The organism is Streptomyces sp. NPDC006265 (genome assembly GCF_040613555.1).
GTDB lineage: Bacteria > Actinomycetota > Actinomycetes > Streptomycetales > Streptomycetaceae > Streptomyces.
In genome coordinates this window covers 1-15,200 of record NZ_JBEXSH010000113.1, presented here as the reverse complement: position 1 = coordinate 15,200, position 15,200 = coordinate 1, and the positions used below count along the sequence as shown (strand labels likewise).

At 69.7% G+C, this 15,200-nt stretch carries 14 protein-coding genes; 13 read left to right on the top strand and 1 reads right to left on the bottom strand.

The genetic code is table 11. The features are described 5' to 3' along the window. Window positions 1–65: 65 nt before the first annotated feature. Complete coding sequence (bldD, locus tag ABZ281_RS12530; RefSeq protein ID WP_018570201.1) at window positions 66–569, bottom strand: transcriptional regulator BldD; 504 nt, start codon at window positions 567–569, stop codon at window positions 66–68. Window positions 570–835: 266 nt separating this feature from the next. Between bldD and pyrR the strand changes: the two genes are divergently transcribed. The 13 genes from pyrR (at window position 836) to metK (ending at window position 15,181) form a co-directional block, all read left to right on the top strand. Next, on the top strand, window positions 836–1,402 hold the full coding sequence (gene pyrR / locus ABZ281_RS12525) for a bifunctional pyr operon transcriptional regulator/uracil phosphoribosyltransferase PyrR (RefSeq protein WP_356654760.1): 567 nt from the start codon (window positions 836–838) through the stop codon (window positions 1,400–1,402). 100 nt (window positions 1,403–1,502) lie between these two features. Continuing rightward, the gene (locus ABZ281_RS12520) at window positions 1,503–2,480 is read left to right on the top strand and encodes an aspartate carbamoyltransferase catalytic subunit (RefSeq protein WP_104778795.1); all 978 of its coding nucleotides are present in this window, start codon (window positions 1,503–1,505) and stop codon (window positions 2,478–2,480) included. 5 nt (window positions 2,481–2,485) lie between these two features. Continuing rightward, on the top strand, window positions 2,486–3,799 hold the full coding sequence (locus ABZ281_RS12515; protein WP_356654757.1) for a dihydroorotase: 1,314 nt from the start codon (window positions 2,486–2,488) through the stop codon (window positions 3,797–3,799). Continuing rightward, the gene (locus ABZ281_RS12510; RefSeq protein ID WP_356654755.1) at window positions 3,796–4,365 is read left to right on the top strand and encodes a hypothetical protein; all 570 of its coding nucleotides are present in this window, start codon (window positions 3,796–3,798) and stop codon (window positions 4,363–4,365) included. The genes ABZ281_RS12515 and ABZ281_RS12510 overlap by 4 nt, the downstream gene beginning before the upstream one ends. Then, window positions 4,362–5,504, top strand: coding sequence for a glutamine-hydrolyzing carbamoyl-phosphate synthase small subunit (gene carA / locus ABZ281_RS12505; protein ID WP_356654753.1), 1,143 nt, complete (start codon window positions 4,362–4,364; stop codon window positions 5,502–5,504). The genes ABZ281_RS12510 and carA overlap by 4 nt, the downstream gene beginning before the upstream one ends. After that, window positions 5,497–8,805, top strand: a complete 3,309-nt coding sequence (carB, locus tag ABZ281_RS12500; protein ID WP_356654751.1) for a carbamoyl-phosphate synthase large subunit — start codon at window positions 5,497–5,499, stop codon at window positions 8,803–8,805. The genes carA and carB overlap by 8 nt, the downstream gene beginning before the upstream one ends. A 70-nt stretch (window positions 8,806–8,875) precedes the next feature. Continuing rightward, complete coding sequence (locus tag ABZ281_RS12495) at window positions 8,876–9,982, top strand: quinone-dependent dihydroorotate dehydrogenase (protein WP_356654749.1); 1,107 nt, start codon at window positions 8,876–8,878, stop codon at window positions 9,980–9,982. After that, the gene (gene pyrF / locus ABZ281_RS12490) at window positions 9,979–10,824 is read left to right on the top strand and encodes an orotidine-5'-phosphate decarboxylase (RefSeq protein ID WP_356654747.1); all 846 of its coding nucleotides are present in this window, start codon (window positions 9,979–9,981) and stop codon (window positions 10,822–10,824) included. Before ABZ281_RS12495 ends, pyrF begins: the two co-directional genes overlap by 4 nt. Window positions 10,825–11,101: 277 nt before the next feature. Then, window positions 11,102–11,425, top strand: coding sequence for an integration host factor (locus ABZ281_RS12485; protein ID WP_003977346.1), 324 nt, complete (start codon window positions 11,102–11,104; stop codon window positions 11,423–11,425). A 58-nt stretch (window positions 11,426–11,483) separates the two neighbouring features. Next, on the top strand, window positions 11,484–12,077 hold the full coding sequence (gene gmk, locus ABZ281_RS12480) for a guanylate kinase (RefSeq protein ID WP_097215518.1): 594 nt from the start codon (window positions 11,484–11,486) through the stop codon (window positions 12,075–12,077). A 68-nt stretch (window positions 12,078–12,145) separates the two neighbouring features. Next, window positions 12,146–12,418, top strand: a complete 273-nt coding sequence (gene rpoZ, locus ABZ281_RS12475; protein WP_003988945.1) for a DNA-directed RNA polymerase subunit omega — start codon at window positions 12,146–12,148, stop codon at window positions 12,416–12,418. 114 nt (window positions 12,419–12,532) lie between these two features. Further along, window positions 12,533–13,735, top strand: coding sequence for a bifunctional phosphopantothenoylcysteine decarboxylase/phosphopantothenate--cysteine ligase CoaBC (gene coaBC / locus ABZ281_RS12470; RefSeq protein WP_356654745.1), 1,203 nt, complete (start codon window positions 12,533–12,535; stop codon window positions 13,733–13,735). Window positions 13,736–13,972: 237 nt separating this feature from the next. Further along, a complete protein-coding gene (metK, locus tag ABZ281_RS12465; RefSeq protein ID WP_356654743.1) occupies window positions 13,973–15,181 on the top strand; it encodes a methionine adenosyltransferase in 1,209 nt (402 codons plus the stop codon). Window positions 15,182–15,200 lie beyond the last annotated feature (19 nt).

The following is a 15,200-nucleotide window of genomic DNA, read 5'->3' as shown; positions in this document are numbered from 1 at the left end:
GTGGCCGAGAACCATACGGATCAGGCCACCCCGGCGGCACGTTTCTTCTGGACCCGCGGAACGGGTCAGGCCTCCTCGTGGGACGCCACCGCGCGGCGCGCGTCCGCGTCCAGCACACCCCAGCTGATCAGCTGCTCCGTGAGCACGGAGGGGGACTGGTCGTAGATGACGGCGAGTGTGCGCAGGTCGTCCTGGCGGATCGACAGCACCTTGCCGTTGTAGTCACCGCGCTGCGACTGGATCGTGGCCGCGTAGCGCTGAAGAGGGCCCGCCTTCTCGGCCGGCACCGTGGCCAGCCGCTCCAGGTCCAGGACCAGCTTCGGCGGCGGCTCGGCGGCGCCGCCCGGGGTCGTGCCCGGAAGCAACTCCTGCACCGGAACGCCGTAGAAGTCCGCCAGCTCGGCAAGGCGCTGTACGGTCACGGCACGGTCGCCGCGCTCGTACGAACCGACCACGACCGCTTTCCAGCGGCCCTGGGACTTCTCCTCGACACCGTGGAGGGAAAGGCCCTGCTGGGTGCGGATCGCCCGGAGCTTGGCCCCGAGCTGTTTGGCGTATTCGCTGGACATATAGCTCCCCGGCACTGTGTCGACGCGTCTGGCGTGGGTGCCAGGCCGCGCGGCTGGTAACTCACTGTGAGGTTACGCAGCGTTACTCTGCTGCGTCAAGCCGAATGGTCCGCACCGACTCTTCCGTGATATCGGCGGTCCGTTAGGCCGAGTGGGTGATCCAAGGGGGCCATACGGGCGATCGGGGGGACCTGCTACCGTGTATGGCGCAATCCCGACGTCCTTTAAGGTCCGTCCCGTGAGGCGGAGAAGGAGGTCCGTTTCTTATGGACTCGCACGACACGTACTCCGATGCCCGGCCCGTTCTTGAAGGACCTGACATCGCGCGGGTACTGACCCGCATCGCCCACGAGATCGTCGAACGCGCCAAGGGCGCCGACGACGTGGTGCTCCTCGGCATTCCGACCCGGGGTGTCTTCCTCGCCCGGCGGATCGCGGACAAGCTCGAGCAGATCACCGAGCGCAAGGTTCCGTGCGGCTCGCTCGACATCACCATGTACCGCGACGACCTGCGCATGCACCCGCCGCGTGCGCTGGCCCGCACCGAGATCCCCGGTGACGGCCTCGACGGCAAGCTCGTCGTCCTCGTCGACGACGTGCTCTTCTCCGGGCGCACCATCCGCGCCGCCCTCGACGCCCTGAACGACATCGGGCGCCCGCGCGCGGTGCAGCTCGCCGTTCTCGTCGACCGCGGACACCGCGAACTGCCCATCCGCGCCGACTACGTCGGCAAGAACCTCCCCACGTCGTTGCGGGAGACGGTCAAGGTCCAGCTCGCCGAGGAGGACGGTCGCGACACCGTGCTGCTCGGTGCCAAGCCGACCTCTCAGTAGCGCTCCAGGCGTATGCCGCCGTCGTACGCCCGCTCCGTGCGCCCTCGCGCGCCCGTCTGCCCCAATTCTCCCGAATGAACTGCCTTACGGAGCCTGACAGATGCAGCGTCATCTCATCTCGGCCGCCGACCTCACCCGCGACGACGCCGTCCTGATCCTCGACACCGCCGAGGAGATGGCCCGAGTCGCCGATCGGCCGATCAAGAAGCTGCCGACCCTGCGCGGCCGCACGATCGTCAACCTCTTCTTCGAGGACTCCACCCGGACCCGGATTTCCTTCGAGGCCGCCGAGAAGCGGCTGTCCGCGGACGTCATCAACTTCACTGCCAAGGGCTCCAGCGTCTCCAAGGGCGAGTCCCTGAAGGACACCGCCCAGACCCTGGAGGCCATGGGCGTGGACGCCGTGGTCATCCGGCACGGCGCCTCCGGAGCCCCGTACCGCCTCGCCAACTCCGGCTGGATCGACGCCGTCGTCGTCAACGCCGGCGACGGCACCCACCAGCACCCCACCCAGGCCCTGCTGGACGCCTTCACCATGCGCCGCCGCCTGATCGGCCCGGACGCCGGCCTCGGCCGGGACCTCGAGGGCAAGCGCATCACGCTCGTCGGCGACGTCCTGCACAGCAGGGTCGCCCGCTCCAACGTCGACCTGCTGCACACCCTCGGCGCCGAGGTCACCCTCGTCGCCCCGCCCACCCTGCTGCCGGTCGGCATCGAGACCTGGCCCTGCGAGGTCTCCTACGACCTCGACAGCACGCTGCCCAAGTCCGACGCGGTGATGATGCTGCGCGTCCAGCGCGAGCGCATGAACGCCGCCTTCTTCCCGACCGAGCGCGAGTACTCCCGGCGCTACGGTCTCGACGGCGACCGTATGGCGCGGATGCCCGAGCACGCCATCGTGATGCACCCCGGCCCGATGGTCCGGGGCATGGAGATCACCGCCGAGGTCGCCGACTCCGACCGCTGCACCGTCGTCGAGCAGGTCGCAAACGGAGTGTCCATCCGGATGGCCGTTCTGTATCTGCTGCTCGGTGGGAACGAACCCGCCGTCACCCACCCCCGCACCGAGGAGAAGTAAGACAGATGAGCAAGATCCTGATCCGTGGTGCCAAGGTGCTCGGCGGCGAGCCGCAGGACGTGCTGATCGACGGCGGGACGATCGCCGCCACCGCCCGGCAGGGCGAAATCGACTGGAGCGGTGCCGGTCTGAGCGCCGAGGGCGCCGAGGTCGTCGAGGCCGAGGGCAAGGTGCTGCTGCCGGGCCTGGTCGACCTGCACACCCATCTGCGCGAGCCCGGCCGCGAGGACTCCGAGACCGTCCTCACCGGCACCCGGGCGGCGGCCTCCGGCGGCTACACCACCGTGTTCGCCATGGCCAACACCTTCCCGGTCGCCGACACCGCCGGTGTCGTCGAGCAGGTCTGGAGACTCGGCAAGGAGCACGGCTACTGCGACGTCCAGCCCATCGGCGCCGTCACCGTCGGCCTGGAGGGCCGCAAGCTCGCCGAGCTGGGCGCCATGCACGAGTCCGCCGCCGGCGTCACCGTCTTCTCCGACGACGGCAAGTGCGTCCACGACGCCGTGATCATGCGCCGGGCCCTGGAGTACGTGAAGGCCTTCGGTGGGGTCGTCGCCCAGCACGCGCAAGAGCCGCGGCTGACCGAGGGCGCCGAGATGAACGAGGGCATCGTCTCCGCCGAGCTGGGGCTCGGGGGCTGGCCCGCGGTGGCCGAAGAATCGATCATCGCCCGGGATGTCCTGCTCGCCGACCACGTCGGCTCCCGCGTCCACATCTGTCACCTGTCGACCGCAGGCTCGGTCGAGATCGTCCGCTGGGCCAAGTCCCGCGGCATCGCCGTCACCGCCGAGGTCACCCCGCACCACCTGCTCCTCACCGACGAGCTGGTGCGCACCTACAACCCCGTCTACAAGGTCAACCCGCCGCTGCGCACCGAGCGCGACGTCATGGCCCTGCGCGAGGCCCTCGCCGACGGCACGATCGACATCGTCGCCACCGACCACGCCCCGCACCCGCACGAGGACAAGGACTGCGAGTGGGCCGCGGCCGCCATGGGCATGGTCGGCCTGGAGACGGCCCTGTCAGTGGTGCAGGAGACCATGGTCGACACGGGCCTGCTCGACTGGGCCGGCGTCGCCGACCGGATGTCCGTCACGCCCGCGCAGATCGGACAGGCCACGGGCCACGGACGTCCCGTCTCGGCAGGTGAGCCCGCCAACCTCAGCCTGGTCGACACGGCATACCGTGGGCTCGTGGAACCCGCGGGCTTCGCCTCGCGCAGCCGCAACACCCCCTACGCGGGGCGTGAGCTGCCGGGCCGTGTGACGCACACGTGGCTGCGGGGCAAGGCCACGCTCGTCGACGGGAAGCTCACGTGACACCTGTACTCCTGCTGGCCGCCGAGAAGGAATCGGCGCAAGTGACCGACTGGGCCGCCCGCATCGGCTGGGTCGTCGGCCTCGGCCTGTTCGTCGCGCTCGTCTACTGGCTGATGCGCGAGGGCTGGAAGTGGCGCGGCACCCTCCAGGGCGACCTCCCCGAGCTGCCCACCACCCCGGACGACCCGGGGCCCGCGAAGCTGGCCATGAGCGGCCGCTACCACGGCTCCACCACGGCCGGTCAGTGGCTCGACCGCATCGTCGCCCGGGGCCTGGGCACCCGCAGCCGGGCCGAGCTCACCCTCACGGACGCCGGCCTCGACGTCGTACGCCCCGGGGCGAGCGACTTCTTCGTCCCGGCCGCACAGCTGCGCGAGGCCCGGCTCGACAAGGGCATCGCCGGCAAGGTGCTCACCGAGGGCGGTCTGCTGATCGTCACCTGGGCGCACGGCGACCGGCTGATCGACTCCGGGTTCCGCTCCGACCACGCGGCCGAGCACAACGAGTGGGTCGAAGCCCTCAACTCCATGATCGAAAAGAACACCAGGGAAGGCGCCGAACGATGACCACCTCCACCAGGGGAGCCGCCAAAACTCCCGCCGTACTCGTCCTGGAGGACGGCCGGATCTTCCGCGGCCGCGCCTACGGGGCCGTGGGGGAGACCTTCGGCGAAGCGGTGTTCTCCACCGGTATGACCGGCTACCAGGAGACCCTCACCGACCCCTCGTACCACCGCCAGGTCGTGGTGATGACCGCCCCGCACGTCGGGAACACGGGCGTGAACGACGAGGACATGGAGTCCAGGAAGATCTGGGTCTCCGGCTACGTGGTGCGCGACCCCGCGCGCGTGCCGTCCAACTGGCGCTCCCGGCGCACGCTGGACGAGGAGCTGGACGCCCAGGGCGTCGTCGGCATCAGCGGCATCGACACCCGCGCCCTCACCCGCCACCTGCGCGAGCGCGGCGCCATGCGCGTCGGGATCTTCAGCGGGGACGCCGTCCGGGAGGACTCGGCGCTCCTCGCGCGCGTGCAGGAAGCCCCGCAGATGAAGGGCGCGAACCTCTCCGCCGAGGTCGCCACCACCGAGCCGTACGTCGTCCCGGCGATCGGCGAGAAGAAGTTCACCGTCGCCGCTGTCGACCTCGGCATCAAGGGCATGACCCCGCACCGCATGGCCGAGCGCGGCATCGAGGTGCACGTGCTCCCGGCGACCGCGACCGTCGATGACGTGTATGCGGTCAACCCGGACGGCGTGTTCTTCTCCAACGGCCCGGGCGACCCGGCCACCGCCGACCACCCCGTCTCCGTGATGCAGGGCGTCCTGGAGCGCGGCACTCCGCTGTTCGGCATCTGCTTCGGCAACCAGATCCTCGGCCGCGCTCTCGGCTTCGGCACCTTCAAGCTGAAGTACGGCCACCGCGGCATCAACCAGCCGGTGCAGGACCGTACGACCGGCAAGGTCGAGGTCACCGCGCACAACCACGGCTTCGCCGTCGACGCCCCGCTCGACCAGGTCTCCGAGACCCCGTTCGGTCGCGCCGAGGTGTCGCACGTCTGCCTGAACGACAACGTGGTGGAAGGGCTCCAGCTCCTCGACCGCCCCGCCTTCAGCGTCCAGTACCACCCCGAAGCGGCAGCCGGCCCGCACGACGCCGCCTACCTGTTCGACCGCTTCGTTTCCCTGATGGAGGGCCAGCGTGCCTAAGCGCACCGATATCCAGTCCGTCCTGGTCATCGGCTCCGGCCCGATCGTCATCGGCCAGGCCGCCGAGTTCGACTACTCCGGCACCCAGGCGTGCCGCGTCCTGAAGGCCGAGGGCCTCAGGGTCGTCCTGGTGAACTCCAACCCGGCGACGATCATGACCGACCCGGAGATCGCCGACGCCACCTACGTCGAGCCGATCACCCCCGAGTTCGTCGAGAAGATCATCGCCAAGGAGCGCCCCGACGCGCTGCTGCCGACCCTGGGCGGCCAGACGGCGCTGAACACCGCGATCTCGCTGCACGGCAACGGCGTCCTGGAGAAGTACGGCGTCGAGCTGATCGGCGCCAATGTGGAGGCCATCAACAAGGGCGAGGACCGCGACCTGTTCAAGGAGGTCGTCGAGGAGGTCCGCAAGAAGATCGGGCACGGCGAGTCGGCCCGCTCGTACATCTGCCACTCCATGGACGACGTCCTCAAGGGCGTCGAGGAGCTCGGCGGGTACCCGGTCGTCGTCCGTCCGTCCTTCACCATGGGCGGCGCCGGCTCCGGCTTCGCCCACGACGAGGAGGAACTGCGCCGCATCGCCGGGCAGGGCCTCACGCTCTCCCCGACCACCGAGGTGCTCCTGGAGGAGTCCATCCTCGGCTGGAAGGAGTACGAGCTGGAGCTGATGCGCGACAAGCACGACAACGTCGTGGTCGTCTGCTCCATCGAGAACTTCGACCCCATGGGCGTCCACACCGGTGACTCGATCACCGTGGCGCCCGCGATGACGCTGACCGACCGCGAGTACCAGGTGCTGCGCGACGTCGGCATCGCGATCATCCGCGAGGTCGGCGTCGACACCGGCGGCTGCAACATCCAGTTCGCGGTCAACCCCGAGGACGGTCGCGTGATCGTCATCGAGATGAACCCGCGCGTGTCCCGGTCCAGCGCCCTCGCCTCCAAGGCCACCGGCTTCCCGATCGCCAAGATCGCCGCCAAGCTCGCCGTCGGCTACACGCTGGACGAGATCCCGAACGACATCACGCAGGAGACCCCGGCCTCCTTCGAGCCGACGCTCGACTACGTGGTCGTGAAGGCCCCGCGGTTCGCCTTCGAGAAGTTCCCGAGCGCCGACTCCACCCTCACCACCACCATGAAGTCGGTCGGCGAGGCCATGGCCATCGGCCGCAACTTCACCGAGGCCTTCCAGAAGGCCCTGCGCTCGCTGGAGAGGAAGGGCAGCCAGTTCACCTTCGTCGGCGAGCCCGGAGACAAGGACCGGCTGCTGCGCGACTCGGTCCGGCCCACGGACGGCCGTATCAACACCGTCATGCAGGCCATCCGCGCAGGCGCCACACCCGAGGAGGTCTTCGAGTACACGAAGATCGACCCCTGGTTCGTCGACCAGCTCTTCCTGATCAAGGAGATCGCCGACGAGCTGGCCGAGGCCCCCGAGCTGACCACCGACCTGCTCGCCGAGGCCAAGCGGCACGGCTTCTCCGACACGCAGATCGGTGAGATCCGCGGCCTGCGCGAGGACGTCGTCCGCGAGGTCCGGCACGCGCTCGGCATCCGCCCGGTCTACAAGACGGTCGACACCTGCGCCGCCGAGTTCGCCGCGAAGACGCCGTACTTCTACTCCTCCTACGACGAGGAGACGGAGGTCGCCTCCCGCGAGAAGCCGGCCGTCATCATCCTGGGTTCCGGCCCGAACCGCATCGGCCAGGGCATCGAGTTCGACTACTCCTGCGTCCACGCCTCCTTCGCGCTCAGCGACGCGGGCTACGAGACCGTGATGGTCAACTGCAACCCGGAGACCGTCTCCACGGACTACGACACCTCCGACCGCCTGTACTTCGAGCCGCTGACGCTCGAGGACGTGCTGGAGATCGTGCACGCCGAGCAGCAGGCCGGACCGGTCGCGGGCGTCGTCGTGCAACTCGGCGGCCAGACCCCGCTGGGCCTGTCGCAGGCACTGAAGGACAACGGCGTACCGATCGTCGGCACCTCCCCGGAGGCCATCCACGCCGCCGAGGACCGGGGCGCCTTCGGCCGGGTCCTGGCGGAGGCCGGTCTCCCGGCCCCCAAGCACGGCACGGCCACCACCTTCACCGAGGCCAAGTCCATCGCCGACGAGATCGGCTACCCGGTCCTCGTCCGCCCGTCCTACGTCCTCGGCGGGCGCGGCATGGAGATCGTCTACGACGAGACGCGCCTGGAGGCGTACATCGCCGAGTCGACCGAGATCAGCCCCTCGCGGCCGGTCCTGGTCGACCGGTTCCTCGACGACGCGATCGAGATCGATGTCGATGCCCTCTACGACGGCGAGGAGCTCTACCTCGGCGGCGTCATGGAGCACATCGAGGAGGCCGGCATCCACTCCGGCGACTCGGCGTGCGCCCTCCCCCCGATCACGCTCGGGGGCTTCGACATCAAGCGCCTGCGCGCCTCCACGGAGGGCATCGCCAAGGGCGTCGGGGTCCGCGGCCTGATCAACATCCAGTTCGCGCTCGCGGGCGACATCCTCTACGTCCTGGAGGCCAACCCGCGCGCGTCCCGGACCGTCCCCTTCACCTCGAAGGCGACGGCGGTGCCGCTGGCCAAGGCCGCCGCCCGCATCTCGCTCGGCGCGACCATCGCCGAGCTGCGTGCCGAGGGCCTGCTCCCGGCCAACGGTGACGGCGGTGAGCTCCCGCTCGACGCGCCGATCTCCGTCAAGGAGGCCGTCATGCCGTGGTCGCGCTTCCGCGACATCCACGGCCGCGGCGTCGACACGGTCCTCGGCCCGGAGATGCGCTCCACCGGCGAGGTCATGGGCATCGACTCGGTCTTCGGTACGGCGTACGCCAAGTCGCAGGCCGGCGCCTACGGCCCGCTGCCCACCAAGGGCCGCGCGTTCATCTCGGTCGCCAACCGCGACAAGCGCTCGATGATCTTCCCGGCCCGCGAGCTGGTCGCGCACGGCTTCGAGCTGCTCGCCACGTCCGGCACGGCGGAGGTCCTCAAGCGCAACGGCATCAACGCCACCGTCGTGCGCAAGCAGTCCGAGGGCACCGGCCCGAACGGCGAGAAGACCATCGTCCAGCTCATCCACGACGGCGAGGTCGACCTCATCGTCAACACCCCGTACGGCACGGGCGGCCGCCTCGACGGCTACGACATCCGTACGGCGGCCGTGGCACGCTCCGTGCCCTGCCTGACGACGGTCCAGGCACTCGCGGCGGCGGTCCAGGGCATCGACGCCCTCAACCGCGGCGAGGTGAGCGTGCGATCGCTCCAGGAACACGCGGAGCACCTGACCGCGGCCCGCGACTAGCAGCCCCGAGGGGGACACCGGAAACGGTGTCCCCCTCTTCGTGAGGACGCCATGTCTTCGTGAGGACATCATGTACAAGATCTTCTTCCGTCTCGTCTTCAAGCGGCTGGACCCGGAGCAGGCCCACCACCTGGCCTTCCGCTGGATCCGCCTGGCCGCCCGCGTGCCCGTGCTGCGCACCTTCCTCGCGGCCGCCCTCGCGCCCCGCCACAAGGAGCTGCGCACCGAGGCCCTCGGGCTGCGCATGCACGGCCCCTTCGGGCTCGCCGCGGGCTTCGACAAGAACGCCGTTGGCATCGACGGCATGGCGATGCTCGGCTTCGACCACGTCGAGATCGGCACGGTCACCGGAGAGCCGCAGCCCGGCAACCCCAAGCAGCGGTTGTTCCGCCTGGTCAAGGACCGCGCGCTGATCAACCGCATGGGCTTCAACAACGACGGCTCGCTCCGTGTCGCCGCCCGCCTGGCCTCCCGCACGCCGGTCTTCAAGCCGGTCGTCGGGGTCAACATCGGCAAGACCAAGGTCGTCCCCGAGGAGGAGGCCGTCGCCGACTACGTGAAGTCGGCCGAGCGGCTCGCCCCGTACGCCGACTACCTGGTCGTCAACGTCTCCTCGCCGAACACGCCGGGTCTGCGCAACCTTCAGGCGACGGAGGCACTGCGTCCCCTGCTGAGCGCCGTCCGCGAGGCCGCCGACCGCACGGTCTCCGCGCGGCGCGTCCCGCTCCTGGTCAAGATCGCGCCAGACCTCGCCGACGAGGACGTGGACGCCGTCGCCGACCTCGCCGTGGAACTCGGCCTTGACGGCATCATCGCCACGAACACCACCATCGCGCGCGACGGACTCGGCCTGACGTCGGACCCCACCCTGGTCAAGGAGACCGGCGGCCTGTCCGGGGCACCCCTGAAGGAACGTTCCCTGGAGGTCCTGCGCCGCCTCTACGCGCGCGTGGGCGACCGGATCACCCTGGTGGGCGTGGGCGGCATCGAGAACGCCGAGGACGCCTGGCAGCGCATCCTGTCCGGTGCCACGCTGGTCCAGGGCTACAGCGCCTTCGTCTACGAGGGGCCCTTCTGGGGCCGCTCCATCCACAAGGGGCTCGCCGCACGCCTGGCCACGAGCCCGTACGCCACGCTCGCCGACGCGGTGGGCGCCGACGTGAGGAAGACGGCATGAGTGGTCTCGAACCCTTCGGCGCACGCCTGCGCCGGGCCATGGACGAGCGTGGCCCGCTGTGCGTCGGCATCGACCCGCATGCCTCCCTGCTCGCCGAGTGGGGCCTGAACGACGACGTGGCGGGCCTGGAGCGGTTCAGCCGCACGGTCGTCGAGGCGGTGGCCGACCGGGTCGCCGTGCTCAAGCCGCAGAGCGCGTTCTTCGAGCGCTTCGGCTCGCGCGGCGTCGCCGTGCTGGAGAAGTCGGTCGCCGAGGCCCGGGCGGCCGGCGCGCTGGTCGTGATGGACGCCAAGCGCGGCGACATCGGCTCCACCATGGCCGCGTACGCCGAGTCCTTCCTGCACAAGGACGCGCCGCTGTTCTCCGACGCGCTGACGGTCTCGCCGTACCTCGGCTACGGATCGCTCAGCCCGGCCGTCGCGCTGGCCCGGAAGAGCGGTGCGGGACTGTTCGTGCTGGCGCTGACCTCCAACCCGGAGGGCGGCGAGGTCCAGCACGCCGTGCGGCCCGGCGGCCGGAACGTCGGAGCGACGATGCTCGCGCACCTGGCCGCCGAGAACACAGGGGAGGAGCCCATGGGGTCCTTCGGCGCGGTCGTCGGCGCCACCCTCGGTGATCTGTCGACGTACGACCTGGACATCAACGGCCCGCTCCTCGCACCCGGCATCGGCGCCCAGGGCGCCACGCCGGCCGATCTTCCCTGGGTCTTCGGTGCGGCGGTGCGCAACGTCGTGCCGAACGTCAGCCGGGGAGTGCTACGCCACGGTCCCGACACGGTCGCTCTGCGTGACGCCGCGGAGCGCTTCGCGGAGGAGATCCGTCACGCCGTGACGTCCTCCTGAAGGGGTCCAGACCTTCTCGCGAGACCTCCGATGAGTGGTCCGGGGCCCGCTTGAGTCTGAATACATCCTCAAATCCGGGGCAGTATGTCCTAAATGTCCATTCAGATGAAGGCTGACCAGGACTTTTCCGCTGTTCTCGCTGACTCTGGCGGACTTGCCCGCTAGTCTCCGACGAGAGAACGGGCAAGCGTGTGTTGCTCGTGGCTCCCCAGGTGTGGGGCGACTAGGTTCCTCACCGGTCCGTATCCGACAGTTCGACATCCGAGGTGACGTAGGCGTGGCTCTTCCGCCCCTTACCCCTGAACAGCGCGCAGCCGCGCTCGAAAAGGCCGCCGCGGCTCGCCGGGAGCGGGCCGAGGTCAAGAATCGACTCAAGCACTCCGGCGCCTCCCTTCACGAGGTCATCAAGCAGGGCCAGGAGAACGACGTCATCGGCAAGATGAAGGTCTCCGCCCTTCTCGAGTCGCTGCCGGGCGTGGGCAAGGTCCGCGCCAAGCAGATCATGGAGCGACTCGGCATCTCCGAGAGCCGCCGCGTGCGGGGCCTCGGTTCCAACCAGATCGCCTCCCTGGAGCGCGAGTTCGGCAGCACCGGCTCCTGAACCGGGCGTTCCGGGGAAGTGAGTCCCGGGCACTCCGCGATTGCTGGATAATCGCTGCATGGCTGCAACACCCCGGGGGACGACCCCCGTGCCCCCGGACGTACGTCCGCGGCTGACCGTGCTCTCCGGCCCCTCCGGGGTCGGTAAGAGCACGGTCGTCGCCCATATGCGCAAGGAACATCCCGAGGTCTGGCTCTCCGTGTCGGCGACGACGCGCAAGCCCCGGCCCGGCGAGCAGCACGGAGTTCACTACTTCTTCGTCTCCGACGACGAGATGGACAAGCTGATCGCCAACGGGGAACTGCTGGAGTGGGCCGAGTTCGCCGGCAACCGCTACGGCACGCCGCGAGCGGCCGTGCAGGAGCGCCTGGAGAACGGCGAGCCCGTGCTCCTCGAGATCGACCTCCAGGGCGCTCGCCTGGTCCGTGAGTCGATGCCCGAGGCCCAGCTGGTGTTCCTGGCTCCTCCCTCCTGGGAAGAGCTCGTGCGCCGACTCACCGGGCGGGGCACCGAACCGCCCGAGGTGATCGAGCGACGGCTGGAAGCGGCGAAGATCGAACTCGCGGCCGAGCCGGAGTTCGACACCACCCTGGTCAACACCTCCGTCGAGGACGTAGCTCGCGAGCTGCTAGCCTTGATGGACGTCGTGTGACCATCGCCGATCGTTCCGGTCGGCTGATCAGCCCGGCAAATTCTTTCCCATCCATCGGAAGGTAGAGCGTGTCCTCTTCCATCTCCGCGCCCGAGGGCATCATCAACCCGCCGATCGACGAGCTCCTCGAGGCCACCGACTCGAAGTACAGCCTCGTGATCTACGCGGCCAAGCGTGCCCGCCAGATCAACGCGTACTACTCGCAGCTCGGCGAGGGTCTCCTCGAGTACGTCGGTCCCCTCGTCGACACCCACGTCCACGAGAAGCCGCTCTCGATCGCCCTCCGCGAGATCAACGCGGGGCTCCTGACGTCCGAGGCCGTCGAGGGCCCGGCGCAGTAAATGAGATTTGCAGCTTGACGCTGACTTATCCACAGGCCCGGCAGGCCGACTGCCGGGCCTGTGGTGTGTCATGGAGTCGTACGGTGTGCCGGTTGCCGAGGTCCGGGGAGAGACGTGGACAAGCCGAAGGTCGTTCTGGGGGTCAGCGGGGGCATCGCCGCGTACAAGGCCTGTGAGCTGCTGCGGCGGCTGACGGAGTCGGGCCATGACGTGCGCGTGGTGCCCACCGCCTCCGCGCTGCACTTCGTCGGCGCCGCGACCTGGTCCGCGCTCTCCGGCCACCCGGTCTCCACCGAGGTGTGGGACGACGTGCACGAGGTCCCACACGTCCGCATCGGGCAGCACGCGGACCTGGTCGTCGTCGCCCCGGCCACCGCCGACATGCTCGCCAAGGCGGCCCACGGCCTCGCCGACGACCTCCTGACCAACACGCTGCTCACCGCCCGCTGCCCGGTCGTCTTCGCCCCCGCCATGCACACGGAGATGTGGGAGCACCCGGCCACCCAGGAGAACGTGGCGACGCTGCGCCGCCGCGGCGCTCTCGTCATCGAGCCGGCCGTGGGCCGCCTCACGGGCGTCGACACCGGCAAGGGCCGACTGCCCGACCCCGGCGAGATCTTCGAGGTCTGCCGCCGCGTCCTGGCCCGGGGCGTCGCCGAGCCCGACCTCGCGGGCCGGCATGTCGTCGTCAGCGCCGGTGGCACCCGGGAGCCCCTGGACCCCGTCCGCTTCCTCGGCAACCGCTCCTCCGGAAAGCAGGGCTACGCCCTCGCCCGCACCGCCGCCGCCCGCGGCGCCCGCGTCACTCTGATCGCGGCCAACAGCACCCTGCCGGCCCCGACGGGCGTCGACGTCGTGCCGGTCGGCACCGCCGTGGAGCTGCGCGAGGCGGTGCTGCGCACCGCCCCCGACGCCGACGCCGTGGTGATGGCGGCCGCCGTGGCGGACTTCCGCCCGGCGGCGTACGCGACGGGGAAGATCAAGAAGAAGGACGGCCAGGAACCGGAGCCGATCACCCTGGTGCGGAATCCGGACATCCTCGCGGAGATCTCCGGGGGCCGGACCCGCGCCGGACAGGTGATCGTCGGCTTCGCCGCGGAGACGGACGACGTCCTCGCCAACGGCCGAGCCAAGCTCAAGCGCAAGGGCTGCGATCTGCTGGTCGTGAACGAGGTGGGGGAGCGCAAGACCTTCGGTTCCGAGGAGAACGAGGCGGTCGTGCTCGGCGCCGACGGCAGCGAGACCGCGGTGGCACACGGACCCAAGGAAGCCCTGGCCGACACCGTGTGGGACCTGGTGGCCGAGCGCCTGCGCTGATGTCTCAGACGCCGTGCACCCGCTCGAAAGCCGGTCGATAGGGGCGTGGCGCATCTGGCCAACGTCGCTCGGCATTGGGCAGAATGCTCGTGCCGCAGGTCACAGCACTCCCGAGTGGCGAGACAGGGGGCCCGTGGCCGAAGCGTGACCCGTAAACTGTTCCACGGACGGCGCCGGGTGCAGCCCCCGCCGTCCGCCAATGATCAGCCAGCAGCCGCTGCAACCCCAGGGAGCGTTGTGTCCCGTCGCCTTTTCACCTCGGAGTCCGTGACCGAGGGTCACCCCGACAAGATCGCTGACCAGATCAGCGACACCATTCTCGACGCGCTCCTGCGCGAGGACCCGTCCTCCCGGGTCGCCGTCGAGACCCTGATCACGACCGGCCTGGTGCACGTGGCCGGCGAGGTCACGACCAAGACGTACGCGGACATCGCGACGCTGGTCCGGAACAAGATCCTCGAAATCGGTTACGACTCCAGCAAGAAGGGCTTCGACGGCGCCTCCTGTGGCGTGTCGGTGTCGATCGGTGCGCAGTCCCCGGACATCGCCCAGGGTGTGGACACGGCGTACGAGTCCCGTGTCGAGGGCGACGAGGACGAGCTCGACAAGCAGGGCGCGGGCGACCAGGGCCTGATGTTCGGCTACGCGACGGACGAGACGCCGACGCTGATGCCGCTGCCGGTCTTCCTGGCCCACCGGCTGTCGAAGCGCCTGTCCGACGTGCGCAAGAACGGCACGATCCCCTACCTGCGCCCGGACGGCAAGACGCAGGTCACCATCGAGTACGACGGTGACAAGGCGGTCCGTCTGGACACCGTCGTCGTCTCCTCGCAGCACGCCTCGGACATCGACCTGGACTCGCTGCTGGCTCCGGACATCAAGGAGTTCGTCGTCGAGCCGGAGCTGAAGGCGCTCCTGGACGAGGGCATCAAGATCGACACGGAGAACTACCGTCTCCTGGTCAACCCCACCGGCCGCTTCGAGATCGGCGGCCCGATGGGTGACGCCGGCCTGACCGGCCGCAAGATCATCATCGACACCTACGGGGGCATGGCCCGCCACGGCGGCGGTGCCTTCTCCGGCAAGGACCCGTCCAAGGTCGACCGCTCCGCGGCGTACGCGATGCGCTGGGTCGCGAAGAACGTGGTCGCCGCAGGTCTCGCCACGCGCTGCGAGGTCCAGGTCGCGTACGCGATCGGCAAGGCCGAGCCGGTGGGTCTGTTCGTCGAGACCTTCGGCACCGCCAAGATCGACACGGAGAAGATCGAGAAGGCGATCGACGAGGTCTTCGACCTCCGCCCGGCCGCCATCATCCGCGACCTCGACCTGCTCCGCCCGATCTACGCCCAGACCGCCGCGTACGGCCACTTCGGCCGCGAGCTCCCCGACTTCACCTGGGAGCGGACGGACCGCGTGGACGCGCTGCGCAAGGCCGCGGGGCTGTAGGCCCCGTCCTTCAGGGCAT

Bases quoted from the DNA above. Each gene is read 5' to 3' on its own strand.
- ABZ281_RS12495 (WP_356654749.1), top strand. From the start codon at position 8,876: ATGTACAAGATCTTCTTCCGTCTCGTCTTCAAGCGGCTGGACCCGGAG.
- pyrF (WP_356654747.1), top strand. From the start codon at position 9,979: ATGAGTGGTCTCGAACCCTTCGGCGCACGCCTGCGCCGGGCCATGGAC.
- ABZ281_RS12520 (WP_104778795.1), top strand. From the start codon at position 1,503: ATGCAGCGTCATCTCATCTCGGCCGCCGACCTCACCCGCGACGACGCC.
- bldD (WP_018570201.1), bottom strand. From the start codon at position 569: ATGTCCAGCGAATACGCCAAACAGCTCGGGGCCAAGCTCCGGGCGATC.
- pyrR (WP_356654760.1), top strand. From the start codon at position 836: ATGGACTCGCACGACACGTACTCCGATGCCCGGCCCGTTCTTGAAGGA.
- carA (WP_356654753.1), top strand. From the start codon at position 4,362: ATGACCACCTCCACCAGGGGAGCCGCCAAAACTCCCGCCGTACTCGTC.
- gmk (WP_097215518.1), top strand. From the start codon at position 11,484: ATGGCTGCAACACCCCGGGGGACGACCCCCGTGCCCCCGGACGTACGT.
- ABZ281_RS12515 (WP_356654757.1), top strand. From the start codon at position 2,486: ATGAGCAAGATCCTGATCCGTGGTGCCAAGGTGCTCGGCGGCGAGCCG.